Raw genomic sequence first — 17,366 nt, forward strand, 5'->3', positions numbered from 1 at the left:
AAGTGATTATAGAAAAAGCATTTGTTAGTCTCATAACAGAATTGTATCAGTCTTGTAACACTCCTGAATGACGTGCTGATTCTACGCGCGAGGCAACACAATCGTGACAGTAGTCCCTTTTCCTAACTCGCTTTCCGTGTCGATATATCCATTAAACCGCTCTACAATCTCTTTGCAGATCGAAAGTCCAAGACCTGAACCGTTCGCTGTACTCGCATTTTTTGCACGGTAAAATCGTTCCTGCACTCGTTCCAGCTCATCGCCTGCAATACCTATGCCTTCATCACGTATCCGAATGATCACCTCACTTGGCGTATGTTCCATCTCCACTTCAATCTGCGAATGACTGCCTGAATATTTAATAGCATTATCCATAAGATTAGCGATTGCGTGGGACATCAGCATAGGATTCACGTTGGCGTAGACTCTTGTCAGACCTTCAGATGCCGGGTCTCCCTCCGTCTTTATAACCATGATTTTGATCCCTTTATCGTTCGCCTTAGCTTCCATATTCAATGCGACTTGCTGAATCAGTTCGTTCATTTCCGTTTTCTCTACTTCCAGTTCGTCAGAACCAGCCTTGTCGAATCGGGATAGCAACAACAGTTCATTAATCAAGCGCGTCAGCCGATCCGATTCCTGCAGCAGATGAGCATAGATTTTTTGCAACTCCTTGTTCTCGTTCTCCCCTTCAACTAAGTATTGAGAGAAACCACGAATGGCTGCCAAAGGTGTTTTTAACTCGTGCGATACGTTGGAGACAAATTGCTTCTGATACTGAATGTAATCATGAAGCTGGCGTCCCATGGAATCCAGCCCATCTGCCAGCATGCCCAGCTCATCCTTCCGGTTTAGATGAACTCTCCGAAACTCCTGTCTGGAGAAACTTTGAGCAGCACCAAGCAACAGCTTAATCGGCTTGGTTGTGTTGCGGGCAATCCATAGACTGGATAACGTAATCAGTACAATAAATCCACCCGCACCCACAAACAGGATATAACGGATCTGATCCATAATCGCATAAAAGTAAGAAATGTCCTCCACGAACTCATACACATAAGCGTTTTCATAAAATTGATTCTGAATAGGCGTCGCAAAATAAAGCAGATGTTCATCCGTTACGGTGTATGCATAGCTGCCGCTCAGGGCTTTCTCAATATTTTTTTCAAAAATGTACGGTTTGCCATCATTAATGATAATACCATCTACAGCCAAGCCTTTTAACTGCTTGGAGCTGTCATAGATACGCACTTCCTTGCCTGAAGCTTTCAGCTTCTCCAGAGCAAGTCTGACAATTTCTTTGGTCTGCGGCTCCCCTGACGATGATCTATGCTGTGCCAGCACTTCACGAAAGGACAGCTCGGATAGATCTGCCTTCTCCATCATCTGTTTCTCAATGGTAATGAAGCTGTAGTAGTCGATGGCTTTATTGACCGCAAATATGATGATGCCGAAGGACAACACGGAGAAAAATAAATAATTCAGCAGTAATCGGGTTGCGTACTTCAGGCCTCGCCACCTCCAAGCTGATAGCCAAATCCATAGATCGTCCTGACATACTTCGGTTCATCCGCGTTATCCTCCAGCTTCTTCCGTAATCGCATGATGGTCATATCCACACTGCGACTGTCTCCCATAAAGTCATATCCCCATCCGATCTGAAGTAGCTCATCCCGAGTAAAGATTTTATCTGGTCTTTTGAGTAACGTTTCCAGAATTTTAAACTCTTTGGCCGTTAAAGACACGGGTACACCATTTTTCAGCACCCTTCGGCTTTCTAGGTCAAATGTCAGCTCTTCATGAATAATTCGTGTAGATTTCGCTTCTATTCCTTCACTTGATTCCTCCTTGCTCTCGTTTCTTCTCAGAATCACCTTGATCCGAGCGAGCAATTCACGATTGTCAAAGGGTTTGGTCATATAATCTTCCGCCCCTAGCTCTAACCCGAGCACCTTGTCGATGACCTCATTTTTGGCAGAGAGCATGATCACAGGAACGGCTTGTTTCCCGGTGATTTCTTTGCACAGGTCATATCCGGAGCAGTCAGGCAGCATTAGATCAAGAACCACCAAGTCTGGCTGAAAAGAATCCAGCAATTGCAGTCCGGTTTTACCATCTTCTGCAGTTTGCACATCGTAGTTTTCTCGCCTCAGCACGAGCTCAATTAAATCTCTAATTGCGACTTCATCGTCAATGACAAGTATTTTCTTCAATGTAATGTACACCCCTTATAGCCTGTTTCCCAGCTTGAACCATCATTACGTTCATCTTAGCACAGATACTTTAAACTCCTCCACCAACTGAAAGATGAGGTCTATTCCACTGAGCCCAACATAACTTGTAATAAACCCGAAGAAAGGAGAACAAACCATGGATCTGCTCTGGGTACTCATTGTTGGTGGACTTATTGGCTGGTTAAGCGGCAACTTGATTGGACGGGACGTCCCGGGCGGTGTTCTTGGAAACGTTATTGCGGGTTTTGTCGGTTCCTGGTTAGGAACGGAATTGCTAGGAGCAAGAGGGCCGTTGATTGGCGGATTTCATATCATTCCAGCCATCGTTGGTTCAATTATTGCCCTACTCATCTTCTTCGCTCTGGCACGCGGCGGAGCCTTCCGAAGACGTTAACAAAGACAGGCGGACACCGATACCGTCGTTCATTAGAATTTTATAAAGATGCTGCCTTGGCATGAAAAAACAGGATAAACCTAAAAGAACCGATAGCATTCATCGATGGATGATGAGCACTTACGGTTCTTTTTATGTGTACTTCCACACCATAACTCCGTTCCTTCCTCGTCAACCACTACGTAACCTTGAGCGTGGTCTACTTCTCGGAATGACATTTACTGCTCTTTTTATCGATCAGATAATGACTTTTACAAATATTTTACAAAATATATCAAAAAAAGAGTTGATTTCTATTATTTTCATGCTATATTTTACTAGAAATAAAAAAATCGTAAAAGGAGCAGTCGACTATGAAAAAAATCGCAAAAAAATCGGTACTCATCTTGATGGCACTATTTATGCTTCAGATCTCTCTCGTCTCGGCAGCTTCTGCGAAAAACTCTCTTACAGCAGGTGAAACACTCTCACAAGGTCAATCACTTACATCGAATGACGGAAGATTTACTTTTATCATGCAGACAGATGGGAATCTAGTGCTTTACAAACAAGGGAAGTCGCTTTGGTCTACAAAAACGAGTGGTGCAAAATATGAATGGCGGGATCCTATCACAGGTTATACCATCAGAAGAGCACCTCAGGTGTTAAAAGTTGAAAATAATTTGCTTCGATTAACGGATTATAACGATTCTCATTGGTTTTGGTTTTCAAAAATACAAGACTGGACTAACGCCCACTACGGAGGTAATGTACCAGCAGGCCTGAATGGCGATACATTGGTTGTTCAAGACGATGGAAATGTTGTGTTCTACTCCACTGGAAAAGGTCCTGTTTGGGCTACCAATACAGGTGGACATTAATAACAATACACAAAAGAGCCGCGCTTATTGCGGCTCTTTCCTTATCTAAACCTGGATGGATGAACGAGAACTTCCTTACGACCTTCAAGTAATGCCTTTTGCTCTATCATATTATTAGACTCACTTCTCTCGATAATTGCTTAATTTCTTAAAAGATCATTGAGGTTCTAATTCAAGGTGCATTTTGGCTTCAGCTTCATCCCATGGCACCGAGTAACCTGCTCCCTTGGCGCAAAAAATAGATGAAGATGTATACAGTGGATCTGCCTCTTTGCGGTAGTCCATCCGCTCTATGACTTCCTCCGTGTTATGGCAGCGGTCGTATCCACTGAACACGCAGCGTATACTGCCTCGTCCATGCGTAAAGGATGCCAATTCCGCACTGTAGCTCATGAAGGTTGAGACGGGCACCCTACCTGTGACCACTGTTTGCGTTCCATCTGTCTCTGGAGGATTAAAGGTACCAGATGCACGCTGAATATCGGACAGCACCCTGCCCATTTCATCGAGAGTGACTTTGATTTTGAAATCGTAATAGGGCTCTAGCAGCACAATGTCTGCCTTCTCAAGACCCTGACGTAATGCTCGAAAGGTAGCCTCACGAAAATCGCCGCCATGGGTATGTTCTTTATGTGCACGCCCCCTCATCAGCGTGATGTTCACGTCGGTGACTGGCATGCCAGTCAGCAGTCCGTGATGCTCCCGTTCGTAAAGGTGACTCCGAATTAGATTCTGATAGCTGACATTCAGATCATCGACATGACATCTGCTATCAAACGTAATACCCATGCCCCTTTCTCCCGGTTCGATTAGCAGATGCACTTCTGCATAGTGTCTGAGCGGTTCGAAGTGGCCGTACCCTATCACAGGCGATTGAATTGTTTCCTTATACAAAATTTCCGGTTGTCCAAAAGAGATAGCGAAGCCAAACCGCTCTCTAACAATCTGCTCTAACACTTCCAGTTGAATCAATCCCATGACGCGGATAGAAATCTCCTGCAATTTCTCATCCCAAACGACGTTTAGAGACGGCTCCTCTGCCTCAAGCGTGCGAAAAGCACCAAGCACCTTCTGGACATGTATTGAATCGTCGAAAATTACTTTCGATTGTAAGGTCGGCTCCGAATCGTAAGTTAGCTTGTCAGATATTGACCCCAGACCTTGTCCGGTCTCGGTCGCGGATAATCCGGCAACGGCAAACAAATCCCCGGCTTCTACTTGTTCCACCGACTGCGATTTTAGGCCGTTAAACAAGAAGAGTCGCGTAATTTTTTCGTCATATGGAACCCCGCCGCTCTCATAACTAAGTTGTTCTCTCACCTTCAATCGACCGCCCAGTGCCTTAATGAACGTGAGTCTCGCTCCGCCTGCATCGTGCCGAATTTTATAAACTCGACCCTGGAACGAAGCATCCACGTCATATGTGGTTGTCGTCAGCAGGTGCAGCTGATCCAGAAATTCAACGACGCCAGTATCCTGAAGCGCAGAGCCGTGAGCACAAGGGAAGAGAAGACCATCCGCAATCATCTTCTGCAAGGCTTTTAACCAGAAACCAGAATCGTCTCTCCCCTCCAGGAATGCTTCCAGTAAGGTTTCGTCCCGCTCAGCCATGACCTCACGTAGCGGTTCAGCGATCATACCGTCTGTGAAGCTCTCCGTAATGCAACATACTTCCCCTGTCAACTGCTGACGTATATCCGCCTCCGTTCTGCTTGCATCCGCTCCAATCCGATCCGTCTTGTTGATGAAGAAAAACGTTGGAATCTGATGTTTCCGCAGTAGCTGCCAGACTGTTTCCGTATGACCCTGGACACCTTCAACTGCGCTTACGATCAAAATGGCATAATCAATGACCTGAATTGCCCGCTCCATCTCTGGGGAGAAATCGACGTGTCCAGGCGTGTCTATTAAATAGTAGTTGTCACCTTTATACTCTAGTACCGCCTGATCTGCGAACACGGTAATGCCCCTTGCCCGCTCGATGTCGTGGCTGTCCAGAAACGTATCCTGATGATCCACCCGCCCTCGCGACCGGATACTGTTCGTATGGTACAACAGTTGTTCGGCAAAAGTTGTTTTACCTGCATCCACATGGGCGAACAGGCCAATCGTTAGTCGTTTCATAGAATCCCACTTTCAACATTTCTTGTTATTACTGCTCATTTTATTAAAGCATAGAAATCGGGAGAGTGGGTAGGGGTTGGCTTGGAGATGAATTAGTCAGTGCTTGAAAAAGGCGAATTGTCTTTCTTCTTATCCTCCTACCGAAAAGTGTGCATGTAGACATCTTTTATGTTACCAGCCTTATAATATGGATACTCTAATTTCCGCTGAACTTGAAGAACAATCTCTGTGTTCGTCAACATTTCAACCATATAAAGCCCTAGGTCTATAGAAGCTGTAACCCCCGCACCAGTTACCGTATTACCGTCACGCACGACACGCGCTGGAATTACTTCTGCACAATAAGGAACTAGTAAATCATAAGCTGATGAGTTTGTAGTAGCCTTTTTTCCATTCAGGAATCCTGCTGCGCCCAATAGCAAAGCCCCTGTACACATAGAAATCTTATACGGTACATTCTCTGCCGTTCGAACCCAACCCATGAAATCCTCATCAAATCTAAGCATTCTAGTTGATAATCCACCGGGGAAAAACACTAGATCAAAATCACCTAGATTAGGTAACACCGCATCGGATTTCATTTTTAGGCCCCGATCGTCTGTAATTTCATCCTTGTTTGAACAGAATGTCCATGATACGTTTTCCTTCGCTTTTAGAATCGCTAGCCAAGTTACAGCTTCATAAAATCCAGCTAAGTCCATGCTTGTCATTCCATCGAATAACACAAACGCCATTTTCATTGCCGCCACCATCCTCTCATTACCTCAATAATAAAAAAAGTGTTTGATCTATAGATCAAACACTTTGCCCAGGCGTACGGCATTTACATTATGTGCTTCCTAGTGGTTCACTCCACGTTTACGCCAGTCACACATACCAGAAATTTAACACTAAGTATACATGACATCTTTTTCCTTTGTAAATATATGAAATTTATACATACTTTCTCTTCCGTAATTTTAACTAACCTGACTGTCAGATTAATGAATTAATGAGGAAATAACCGCTTGTCCTTGACTTGGTACACTACTTTTTGACCAGAACTGTTAAATCTCCTTCAAAAACGAGCTCTTCTTTACTATTAAAGGTAGAGAACTTCACCGTTACAAGACCTGTTTCGTTTTTCTTTTCTTCCACATCAATAACTTTAACCTTGTTGTACAACACATCGCCAGGATACACGGGTTTTATAAATTTGATATTATTAAACGCGGTGCCAGCAATTACATCATCACCATAACTCCCCGTTTCAATCCAAAGTTTAAAAGAAACCGCCAAGGTTTGAATTCCCGAGGCAATGATCCCATTGAATCTTCCCTTTTTGGCTTTCTCTTCGTCCAAATGCATATATTGTGGATCAAATTCAGTAGCAAAACTTGTGATATCCTCTTTCGTGAGCTCAAGCGATTTTGTTATAAACGTTTGTCCAACAAAAAATTCATTGAATTTCATTGATAAAACTCCTTTGTTGCCATGTATGGTACTTCATTTATTTATGAACAAAGTTAACTTGAATACCAATTATAACACTTGATAATAGTACTTGATACTAATTATTCTGTTAAAGTCCTTATGTTTCTTAAATTTATAGGCTTTATATTGGTTACTAAGAGATCAAAATAAATTGAAGTGTTTCATTACACGGCAGTTTGTTTTATTTTATCAACAGCTGGCTTTCTTGCAATATTGCGAGCTGGACTAGCACATACTAAGAAACAGTTGCCTGTAGCTTACATAACGGAGGTCTCTTCATGGTATTTACAATCACAATTATAATCGTTGCACTGTTTGCAATATGGGGAGCCGTCGCTCCTGATCAGCTAGCGGAAGTGGCTAACGTGGTTTACAACTTCTCTATTCAGAATTTTGGCTGGTTTTATTTGCTAGCGACACTGTTCTTCCTAATCTTTGCTTTTTATCTGGCGTTCAGCCGATTTGGCTTGATCAGGCTTGGAGATGAAGATGATGAACCAGAATATTCTACGGTTTCCTGGCTATCCATGCTGTTTAGCGCTGGTATGGGCATTGGACTGGTTTTCTGGGGAGTTGCTGAACCGCTGTCCCACTATTTATCTGCACCGGAGGGAGCAGAAGGCGGAACAACGCAGGCAGCAAGACTTTCGATGCGTTATTCCTTTTTTCACTGGGGACTCCACCCTTGGGCTATCTATACCGTCATCGGCTTAGCCCTTGCTTATTTCCAGTTCCGGAAAGGCTACAAAGGGCTGATCAGTTCAACCTTTATTCCTCTGATCGGAGAGCGACTTGCTGCAGGCTGGCTTGGCAAGATCATTGATATTCTGGCGGTTATTTCCACGATCTTTGGTGTTGCGACCTCGCTTGGATTGGGTGCACTTCAGATCGGTGGGGGTCTGAATTACTTATTCGGTATCCCTAACTCAACAATAACCCAGGTTGTCATTATCATCGTTGTAACTGTACTGTTTCTAATCTCAGCTACCTCTGGTCTGGATAGAGGTATTAAGGTTTTGAGCAACACCAACCTCGTTATAGCTGTACTTTTGATGTTGTTTGTATTAGTAACTGGGCCGACTTCTTTTATATTTGACACATTCACAACAACTTTAGGCAGTTACATGCAGAATATTATTAACATGAGTTTGAGACTGACGCCGTTTTCAAGAGAAGCATGGATTGGAGCTTGGACGTTATTTTACTGGGCATGGTGGATCTCGTGGGCTCCATTTGTAGGTACTTTTATCGCAAGGGTATCCAGAGGAAGAACTATAAAGGAATTTGTAATTTACGTCATGCTAATTCCAAGCCTTTTCGGATTTATCTGGTTCTCCGTCTTCGGCGGTACAGGACTTCATATGGAATTGTTCAATGCTACCCATCTGGCGGAAGCCGTCAAAGAAGATACAACAACCGCTTTATTCCTTATGCTGGAGCAATTGCCTTTGGGCACAATCTTAGCGGTAGTCGCTACACTCCTGATCATGATTTTCTTTATTACGTCGGCTGATTCCGCTACATTTGTGCTGGGCATGCTGACCTCAGATGGCAAGTTGGATCCGAGTACAAGAGTGAAATTAACCTGGGGAATCATGCAATCTGCCATCGCGGTAGTACTGCTGTTCAGCGGGGGACTGAGCGGTCTCCAGACAGCTTCCATTGTGGCCGCGCTGCCGTTCGCCGTTGTCCTTATCGGTATGTGTGTATCCTTACTTAAAGCTTTACAGGCTGAGGACAGAGAGCGCCGTCAGAAGGAAAAACGGCAGCGCCAAAAGCTGAAACGACTGCTGGAGGAACACGAAAGCTCACAGAACGAAATTCCCAGCAGGTAATATTTAATTGATCTCGACAAAAAGGTATCCGCCGTAAGGTGGGTACCTTTTTGTCAGAAGTATCGTATTTTTTCAACCCGTACATTCACTCAATCGGCTTACTGTTGGATGCTGCTCCATCCGCTTACATCACATTGCCCATGATCATTATTACCCACCGCAACCATTGTACCATCTGATTTAAGACCAATAGTATGAGCACACCCCGCCGAAACAGCCCTAATGTCATGCCAACCACTTACATCGCATTGGTGATGTTTATTCAAACCCACCGCGACCATCGTGCCATCAGATTTAAGACCAACGGTATGATAACTCCCCGCTGCAACTGCTACAATATCCCGCCAGCCGCCTACGTCGCACTCACCATGATTATTTCTACCCACAGCCACTACCGTGCCATCCGATCTAAGCCCAACAGTGTGAAGATAACCTGCCGAAACAGCCGATATGCTGCTCCATTCGTTTACGCTGCACTGCCGATACTTATTGTTACCAACCGCTGTTACCGTTCCATCTAATTTTAGCCCTACTGTATGCCAGTCACCCGCCGTGACTGCTACAATATCACGCCAGCTGCTTACGTTGCATTCACCTTCATTATTGCGGCCCACCGCAACCACCAACCCATCTGATGTTACCCCGACAGTACGGCACCAACCTGCTGCAACTGTTACAATATCGCTCCACTTGCTCACATTGCACTGGTCATGCTTATTCCAACCTACGGCTGTTACAGTCCCATCCGATTTAAGACCAACGGTATGGGCATTTCCCGTGTTTGTCGCCATATGTACATTACCAGCAGCGACTGCGACGATACGGCACCAAGCGCTTACATTACATTGACCGTATTTATTATCACCGACTACCGTTACCGTTCCATCAGATTTAAGACCAACGGTATGACGACGACCCGCCGCTATGGTATCGTTACGTAAACGTATTGTCTCAAACTCCGTTTCCTTCCGTGAATTGTAATCCATATTTTTCCTCCACAACAAATTAAGATTCTCTCAGTCCCTCTGTTAGCTCAACAGTAAGTCGTCCGTCTAGCCGCGAGAATCGCCTCGTTCAGCAAAAGGGTTGTATTAATACTACATCTCAGCGATATTAGCTTTAACCTTTTACGGCGCTTCCAGCCACGCCCTGGATGATATAATGCTGACCCACCAGGAAGACGATAATCATCGGAATAATGCCTGCCGTGGCAGCGGCCATCATGCCATTGTAGTCCACATTGTTCTCCAGAATAAAGTTCTGCAGTCCGAGTGGCACGGTGTATAGGTCTTTGTCGATCAGGAACACGAGCGCATTCTCATAATCATTCCAATGCCATGAGAAATCGATGATCGCTAGTGTAGCTAGTGCAGGCTTCGCCAGAGGCAGAATTAGCCTGAAGAATATACGCAGGTGACCGGCACCGTCAATGAATGCAGCTTCTGAGATCTCTGAAGGCACCGACAGGAAGAACTGCCGCAACATGAATACACCAAAGATAGTGAATAATCCAGGCAGGATCAAGGCCCAATGCGTATTATATATCCCCACCCATTCAAACATCAGGAACTTAGGTACAAAGAGCACCTGTGGCGGCACCATCATCATTGATAGATAGATCAGGAACAGTGTCTCCCGGCCTTTGAATTGAATGCGTGCGAAACCGTAGGCTGCAAAAGCTGAGAGAAATACAGCTCCAATGGTGCTAATTAGCGATATTTTCAACGAGTTCAGGTAATATGTTGCAAAGGTATCCACTCCGCTCCAGACCTTGATGTGATGCTCCCAGTTCAGGCTGGAGGGTATCCATTGGATGGGATAGGTGAAGACATCCGCAGCAGATTTGAATGACGTACTGATCATCCAGATGAACGGCATAATCATCAGCAAGGCAAAACCGGACATCAGAAGTGTCAGTAGAATCCTCCCAACCTGGGTCAAGGACTCCATACGGATCTTAGGCGAATGCGGAGCTGTGGGCTGCGCGTTCGAGGCACTTGGTTTCTCCATGATGATCCCTCCTCTCCTTAATAATGAACCCAACGTTTCTGGCCGAGCCACTGTAGCACGGTGAAGATCATGATGATGGCAAAGAGTGCCCAGCTAATAGCGGCGGCATAACCCATCTCGTAATAGCGAAATGCATTTTGGTAGATAAAGAGTGATAATACTGTTGTGCTGTTTCCAGGTCCACCCTGAGTAATGGCCTGAATGATGCCGAAGTTCTTGATAGTCATGATCAGTCCTGTAATCAGCAGTAAAAAAGTTGTCGGGCTAACAAGTGGCCATATGACTCTGCGTATTGTCTGCCACGGGCGGGCACCATCTATACGGGCTGCCTCAATCAATTCCTCCGGAATTTCCTGCAAAGCTGCCAGATATATAATCATATTGTAACCGAGCATGAACCAGATCCAGATGATATCAATCGCATACATCGACCATTCGGTTGTCGATAACCAACCCGGTGGATTCGTAATACCGATTCCCCGCAAGAAGCCGTTAATGGGTCCCGATGTCGGCTGGAACAGCAGCATCCAGACAAAGGCGATGGCTACACCGCTGGTGATGTAGGGCATGAAATAAAGCGCACGCAGTGTTTTTTGCCAGTACACAGATTTGTTCAGCGCCACCGCCACGATAAACGCCAAACCCATTGATATCGGAACAGCTAATAGAAATATAAATGTATTCCGCAGCGCCACGCCAAACAACTCATCATTCAACATTCGCCGGATGTTATCCAATCCTACAAAATGGGTCTCCGGGTTCATGAATTTGTAATCGGTGAACATGAGATAGAACGAATAGATAGCCGGTATAATAAAAAACAACAGCACGCCAATCATATTAGGCCCAATAAACAGATACCCGAGCCTGCTCTGCCGTTTCATCCAGGATTTATGCATATTCTTCCCACTCCTTAACCTCTGTTCTGCATTTCTCTTGACTCAAGCATAACAAGATGTCCTGCAACATTTAAGGAACATAACCATGGTCCTGATATCACAGATATATGTATTTCAGCCATATTTTCCGAGAGGGAAATAACACGGAATTGTTCTATTGGCACCAACGACTTGAATGAATTCATTGAGGTCTTTGTACAGAACACATGTTAATTGGTATGCCAAACAAATTATTTCACAAAAAAAGCCGCCCCACGAGAGGACGGCTCTTGCTCTAAGTGCATTTGCACTCTATTGGTTCTGCTTCAACCAATCATTATGGCGTTTGACCATGTTCTGGACAGTAACTTCGGCAGTTTGGTTACCAAGGAAGTACTTTTCATACTCCTGTGCACGCAGATCGACCACTTCTTGTGCAATGCTGCGGACAAACGTAGGTGTCTCGTCACCATATAACACGAATTCCAGTGACTCTTTGTCATAAGATTCAGCATAATCACCGAGCAGATGATCAATGGCAGTCTGTTGATCAACCGCATTCGAGGAAGGCAGACGTCCACCAGCAGCCATTGGCATCATTCCCCCATCAGCATACCATTTCAGGAACTCCCATGCGGCTTCTTTATTTTTCGACTTGGAATTGATGGCAATTAAGTCACCGAGACCTCCACTTTTCACCATATCCGCTTCCTGTGCAACCAGTCTCGGTACAGGTGCAAAGGCGATTTTCCAATCTCGAGGGAACTCGGTCATGTTGTTCGAAGTGCGGATCAGCCATTCGCCAATATTAATCATGGCAGATTCGCCGCCAAGGAACATGTTCTCCACTGGCATTTTAGAAGTCAATTGCTCGCCGAGTGGAGGCGTAGTTGCATCCTCCTTCATCATTCCATTCAACGTCTCGAGCCATTTGGTGACCAATGGATCATCGAGGTTGGAAGTGCCGTCTGCCTTGACATAACCATTCTTCACCAGAACAGAATCAAGCGGGTCTACATAGGAAGCAGTATGCTGTACCAATCCATACTTGAAACCAGAAGATTTCAGCTTAAGCGCATATTCACGGGCTTCATCCCAAGTCCAGGCTGTGGGTACGCTCAGTCCCGCTTGATCAAGCGCTTTCATATTTAAAGCGAAGAAAGCTGCATTTTTCTTGGTCGGCATCCCATAATATTTGCCATCTACTTTCCAGGATGCTGCATCTTCTCCCATTTTCTCATCAATATTATAATCAGTGAACTCGCCTAGATCCAATGCTGTCCCGCCCTTGATGCGTTTATCGAGATTCGTGAGGGTATAGTTGACATACAGGTCAACATTCTGCCCTGTGGACAGTGCCGTATCCAGCTTCAAGTTGCCATCGTCATCATTGACAAACCGTACATATTCCACCTGAATATCTGGATTCTCCGCATTCCAGGTATCCACCACTTCCTGTGGACCATTCTCAGGTGGCACCGCGCCCCACATGGTCAACTTCACCTTTCCTGCGGCAGATCCGCCTCCGTTATCTCCACCACCGTTCGTCTCACTTTTGCCTACGCAGCCGGCAAGCAAGCCCAACATCAGCACGCCTACGATCAATCCGGTTAATCCTCTTTTGGCTCTCATCTGGTCACATGACCTCCCTGAATTGAAGTGAATGTACCTTCCGTTACATCGTAGCAGGGATCATGCGCAGTTCATAAGATACATATCCATGATTCGGATTGAACAAAAATACGGATTTATCTCCTCCTGCTTGAGCACTCGGTACACATATTCCTTCTACTCATGCTGTGAGTCACGAGCGGTGGCGATACTGGCTGGGTGTGCAACCGGTCCAACGCTTGAAGATTTTGATAAAATAATTATCGCTTCCGAATCCCACTCGGTAACTAATCTCCTGTACGGGAAGATTCGTCTCGCGCAGGTATTCAGTCGCTTTCTCCATCCTCACCCCATGCAGATAATGAATCAGTGTATGACCCGTTTTCTTTTTAAACAAAGCACTGACATAATTCTCACCCATCATCACAAATCGTGACATGGATTTGACGGTAATGTCCTGGTCGTAATGCTGACCGATATACTCAATAATCTTGCTAATCTCCGGATGCTTCACCATCGGCTCACGAACAGGTGTGAATGGAAGATCAGTCTCAGTTAGGGCTGCATGAGAAGTCGTAAGAGATGGCGAAGCAGGTGTTGGTGTGAGAACCGTTGCAGGAGGCGACACCTCATGATGATTAGCCTTTGTAGGGACTTCAGCCGAATCTCCCAGTTCAGCACTTACTTTACGTAGAGTATCACGCAGTGAATTCACACTCATGGACAGTTTCAGAATATAATTTGAGGCTCCGTATTCCATCGCACGACGTACATATTCGAACTCCCCCATACAGGTAAGCATCACAAATTTGGTTTTTAACCCAGCCTGACGTGTCTGTTTGAGTAATTCAAGACCATCCATACCCGGCATGACAATATCGGTCAGCACCAGATCGGGTACATCCTGTATAATCATTGCAAGTGCTTCGGTACCATTACCGGACTCCCCGATGACTGTGAAGCCCAACTCTTCCCAGGAAATGATTTCACGCACCGACTCACGTACAAATACCTCATCTTCTACAAGCAGTACTTTCCACATTCCAGATTCCCCTTTCCAGTCGGCTAGTCAGACTGCTTCTTTACATAAGGCGTTGACAATAAAAAAGGAATGCTGAATCTCACTAGTGTCCCCGGATAGGTATGGATCACTTCAAGTTTACTTTGACCCTTGAACAATAACCTCAATCGTTCCCTGAGATTAGATAGGCCAATTCCCGGACGCGTCCGGGTTACCTGCAAACGCAGTGATTCCTCAATTCCAATTCCGTTGTCTGCCACCTCAAGCATCAGTGTTCCTGTGTCTTGCCTGTAAATTCGGATACAGATCTGACCAAGCTGCTCTAGTGGTCCGACACCGTGATGAATCGCATTCTCTACCAGCGGCTGCAAGCTCAGCTTGGGCACCAGCGCATACTCCAGTGTATCGTCCAATTCACAAGTCACTTCAAAGCTGTCACGGTAGCGAACCCGCTGGATATGAATGTAAGCTTGAACTAACTCAATCTCATCCTTAAGATATACCAATTCGACCTGTGAATTCAGGCTGACCTCCAGTAATTTTCCCAGGGAAACACACATCTCGGAGATTTCCTCATTCCCGCTGCGGATCGCACTCCATTTCATGGTATTCAACGTATTCAGGAGAAAGTGCGGATTCATCTGAGCCAAAAGCATATGAAAATGGACCGCTTCCTTCTGGCGTTCCTCCGTCTTGAGTCTGGCAATCATCTGGTTAGCATCGTCCAACATGGTATTAAACGTACGTGTTAGTTCTAACACTTCGCCACGGCTATGTCCCTCGGGAATACGAATCTTGAGGTTTTTGCGGACAACCTCCTTCATTTGTTTCTGTAGATGGGACAAAGGGCGCGTGAACGTCGCCGAGATTATAAAAGCCATCAGTACAAACGCTCCTGTGAACCCGAAAAAAGTCAGAAAGTAACGCTGTTTGAGTTCGGATATCTCTGTAAAGAGGATCGAAAGCGGAATCCGATTGACCATATACCAGTCCAGTGATTCGATATACACATAGTTAATTAGTGTATCTGAAGCTGGATCGGTCAGATAAGCCTCTGCCGGATGGCGAGCAATTTCACGAGTGACCTCGAAGGAGAGGGCAGCAGTTTTGGTGGAACGGGCAATGGTCTCTCCACTCCCCGTAATAAGATAATATTCCTGATTACTCTGAGAATCCTTCGACAGGGTCTGAAACCAGTAAGAGTAATCAATGCTAATTCGTGCCAGCCCATACCGTTGGCCTCCGCTATCTTTCATGTAAGCATAAAGTGACAATAAGTACGGGCTGGAGGATAACTCCCGCAACACATAGTTCGTATCTCGGGCATCCCAGCGATAAAAAAGTTCTTCCTGTTGAAACAGAGCCGAATCTGTACCGCCCTTTACCAGAGGGATCTCGCCTAGACGCTTGCTGAATTGCTCTAAATAGGGATCATAAGATAACGCTTTTTGGGGTAAATACGAAGTGTAAACGCTATCATGAAAATCCAATAGAGTAAAGTAGACTGAAGGATTATATAGAAAGAAACTGTTGTTGATCATCTTGAATTTCTCTTCCACGAGCGATTTGTTCTCAAGAGGAGTACGACTGTCTGGAGAGATTAGCACACTTCTTACCGCCGAATCCTGTTCCAGAAAAATGAGCGTTTTGAAAGCAATGCTCATCTGATCCTCCAGAGAACGGTACATCTGTACCAGTTGTTCATGACTCTGTTCGCTGATTTTCTGCTCGACCAGCGATTCAATCTGCTGATAGTTGTAGACATTCAACGCACTGAACGGCAAGAGAATCAACACCACAAAAGCACCGAACAGTTGGTACCTCAGCCGCTGTGGCAATAATCTCTTCCAGTGTGGCATGTTCATTCCTTTGTACTCGCTCCCCTACAATTAATGAACCCATTATAGCACCTACCTACAATTTATAGCCGAAGTCGAATGATTTGCATGAATTTGTGATACTCCCTTGCCCGTATCGAAATGAAATGCGTAGATATGTTCTATTCGTACAAGCAAGAAACAGATCGGATTCTTTTCTTACACCTGATGTCGTTTCCGGTATTCCGAAGGGCTGATCCCCATGGTGGATGAGAACACCCGACTCAGATAAAATCCGTTCTCATATCCACATCTTTCTGCAATCTGGGTAAGGGTCAGACCACTATCGGCCAGTAAGTCCCTAGCCTTTTTTAGACGAATCGCTTTCAGATAATCCGAAGGTGTTTCTTGAAAAGCATCACGAAAACGCCGGGTTAGTTGGACTGGACTCAAAGCCAAGTATTCTGCCAACGTTCGAAGACTGACCGCATCTCCTGCCCATTCCTCGAGCAAAACCGCCGCTTCAGCCATCAGAGCATCTTCCGTAAACTTTCGTTGCATCAACTTGTTCTGTCTGTGCTCCCACTGAAACAACTGCCACAAATCCATCATCAAATGAGTTTTCCATTTTGCTGAATCCCCATCATTGTCTTCACTCGCCTGACGCAGATAAGCATACGTTGAAGCCAGGCGTTTTGTATCATTAATTAGGGATTTTCCGACCGGCGGCAGAAGATTTTCATCCTCTAAGGAGTTAGAACGAAACTGTATATAGTGAAACGTTAGCGGGGTTACCGTCTCTCTGCGAAAAAGCATGCGGGGCGGACATAACACCAGATCAGCAAAACCCGCCTCTCCCGTCTGCCCCCCAATCTCATAACGAAATACGCCCTCTTCCACAGCAAAGACTACCCAAGCGTCGTATATATCCTCTGCCAAGGCAAACTCCGCTTTCTTCTTCCAGTAGATGTGATTCAGGAGGTCCATGATACACCTGCCTTTGATGTGAAATAAAGTATATGCTCGATGATAATATAGTGTATTTAAAAAGTAAATATATAGAACTAATATGAAATTATAGATATGAATTGCGAGCTTAGGCTCCTCCA

General features: G+C 45.2%; 15 protein-coding genes and 1 riboswitch. Of the genes, 3 read left to right on the plus strand and 12 right to left on the minus strand.

What is annotated here, in order from left to right; all coding sequences use genetic code 11:
• Nucleotides 1-81 precede the first annotated feature (81 nt).
• Entirely contained in the window at nucleotides 82-1,464 is a 1,383-nt protein-coding gene (locus J2T19_RS03405; RefSeq protein WP_307213203.1) for a sensor histidine kinase, read from the minus strand.
• 41 nt (nucleotides 1,465-1,505) lie between these two features.
• On the minus strand, nucleotides 1,506-2,213 hold the full coding sequence (locus tag J2T19_RS03410; protein WP_307213205.1) for a response regulator transcription factor: 708 nt from the start codon (nucleotides 2,211-2,213) through the stop codon (nucleotides 1,506-1,508).
• A 157-nt stretch (nucleotides 2,214-2,370) separates the two neighbouring features.
• On the opposite strand from J2T19_RS03410, the gene J2T19_RS03415 reads away from it, so the two are divergent.
• Nucleotides 2,371-2,628: a GlsB/YeaQ/YmgE family stress response membrane protein gene (locus J2T19_RS03415; RefSeq protein ID WP_307213207.1), complete on the plus strand. Its 258-nt coding sequence runs from the start codon at nucleotides 2,371-2,373 to the stop codon at nucleotides 2,626-2,628.
• Nucleotides 2,629-2,981: 353 nt separating this feature from the next.
• Nucleotides 2,982-3,488 (plus strand): hypothetical protein, encoded by a 507-nt coding sequence (locus J2T19_RS03420; protein WP_307213209.1) that lies wholly within the window; start codon nucleotides 2,982-2,984, stop codon nucleotides 3,486-3,488.
• A gap of 156 nt (nucleotides 3,489-3,644) precedes the next feature.
• On the opposite strand, the gene J2T19_RS03425 is transcribed toward J2T19_RS03420, so the two are convergent.
• The 3 genes from J2T19_RS03425 to J2T19_RS03435 all read right to left on the minus strand — a co-directional run bounded on the left by J2T19_RS03425 (nucleotide 3,645) and on the right by J2T19_RS03435 (nucleotide 7,064).
• Complete coding sequence (locus J2T19_RS03425; protein WP_307213211.1) at nucleotides 3,645-5,612, minus strand: elongation factor G; 1,968 nt, start codon at nucleotides 5,610-5,612, stop codon at nucleotides 3,645-3,647.
• Nucleotides 5,613-5,749: 137 nt separating this feature from the next.
• The gene (locus J2T19_RS03430; protein WP_307213213.1) at nucleotides 5,750-6,352 is read right to left on the minus strand and encodes a DJ-1/PfpI family protein; all 603 of its coding nucleotides are present in this window, start codon (nucleotides 6,350-6,352) and stop codon (nucleotides 5,750-5,752) included.
• 59 nt (nucleotides 6,353-6,411) lie between these two features.
• Nucleotides 6,412-6,493, minus strand: a riboswitch (ZMP/ZTP riboswitch).
• A gap of 145 nt (nucleotides 6,494-6,638) precedes the next feature.
• The gene (locus tag J2T19_RS03435) at nucleotides 6,639-7,064 is read right to left on the minus strand and encodes a MaoC family dehydratase (RefSeq protein ID WP_307213214.1); all 426 of its coding nucleotides are present in this window, start codon (nucleotides 7,062-7,064) and stop codon (nucleotides 6,639-6,641) included.
• A gap of 299 nt (nucleotides 7,065-7,363) precedes the next feature.
• On the opposite strand from J2T19_RS03435, the gene J2T19_RS03440 reads away from it, so the two are divergent.
• The gene (locus J2T19_RS03440; RefSeq protein ID WP_307213216.1) at nucleotides 7,364-8,920 is read left to right on the plus strand and encodes a glycine betaine uptake BCCT transporter; all 1,557 of its coding nucleotides are present in this window, start codon (nucleotides 7,364-7,366) and stop codon (nucleotides 8,918-8,920) included.
• A gap of 98 nt (nucleotides 8,921-9,018) precedes the next feature.
• Here J2T19_RS03440 and J2T19_RS03445 read toward each other — a convergent pair whose 3' ends face one another.
• The 7 genes from J2T19_RS03445 to J2T19_RS03475 form a co-directional block, all read right to left on the minus strand.
• A complete protein-coding gene (locus J2T19_RS03445; protein WP_307213218.1) occupies nucleotides 9,019-9,906 on the minus strand; it encodes an RCC1 domain-containing protein in 888 nt (295 codons plus the stop codon).
• A 133-nt stretch (nucleotides 9,907-10,039) separates the two neighbouring features.
• On the minus strand, nucleotides 10,040-10,870 hold the full coding sequence (locus tag J2T19_RS03450; protein ID WP_307214015.1) for a carbohydrate ABC transporter permease: 831 nt from the start codon (nucleotides 10,868-10,870) through the stop codon (nucleotides 10,040-10,042).
• Between the two features lie 77 nt (nucleotides 10,871-10,947).
• Nucleotides 10,948-11,829 carry a carbohydrate ABC transporter permease gene (locus tag J2T19_RS03455; RefSeq protein WP_056691145.1) on the minus strand — a complete coding sequence of 294 codons (882 nt, stop codon included), beginning with the start codon at nucleotides 11,827-11,829 and terminating at the stop codon, nucleotides 10,948-10,950.
• A gap of 291 nt (nucleotides 11,830-12,120) precedes the next feature.
• On the minus strand, nucleotides 12,121-13,440 hold the full coding sequence (locus J2T19_RS03460) for an ABC transporter substrate-binding protein (RefSeq protein WP_307213221.1): 1,320 nt from the start codon (nucleotides 13,438-13,440) through the stop codon (nucleotides 12,121-12,123).
• A gap of 172 nt (nucleotides 13,441-13,612) precedes the next feature.
• Nucleotides 13,613-14,461 carry a response regulator transcription factor gene (locus J2T19_RS03465; protein ID WP_307213223.1) on the minus strand — a complete coding sequence of 283 codons (849 nt, stop codon included), beginning with the start codon at nucleotides 14,459-14,461 and terminating at the stop codon, nucleotides 13,613-13,615.
• A 23-nt stretch (nucleotides 14,462-14,484) separates the two neighbouring features.
• Nucleotides 14,485-16,305, minus strand: a complete 1,821-nt coding sequence (locus tag J2T19_RS03470) for a sensor histidine kinase (protein WP_307213225.1) — start codon at nucleotides 16,303-16,305, stop codon at nucleotides 14,485-14,487.
• 171 nt (nucleotides 16,306-16,476) lie between these two features.
• A complete protein-coding gene (locus J2T19_RS03475) occupies nucleotides 16,477-17,244 on the minus strand; it encodes a helix-turn-helix domain-containing protein (protein WP_307213227.1) in 768 nt (255 codons plus the stop codon).
• Between the last annotated feature and the right edge of the window lie 122 nt (nucleotides 17,245-17,366).

Origin of the sequence: Paenibacillus tundrae, from assembly GCF_030812775.1 — a bacterium.
Taxonomy (GTDB): Bacteria; Bacillota; Bacilli; order Paenibacillales; family Paenibacillaceae; genus Paenibacillus; species Paenibacillus tundrae_A.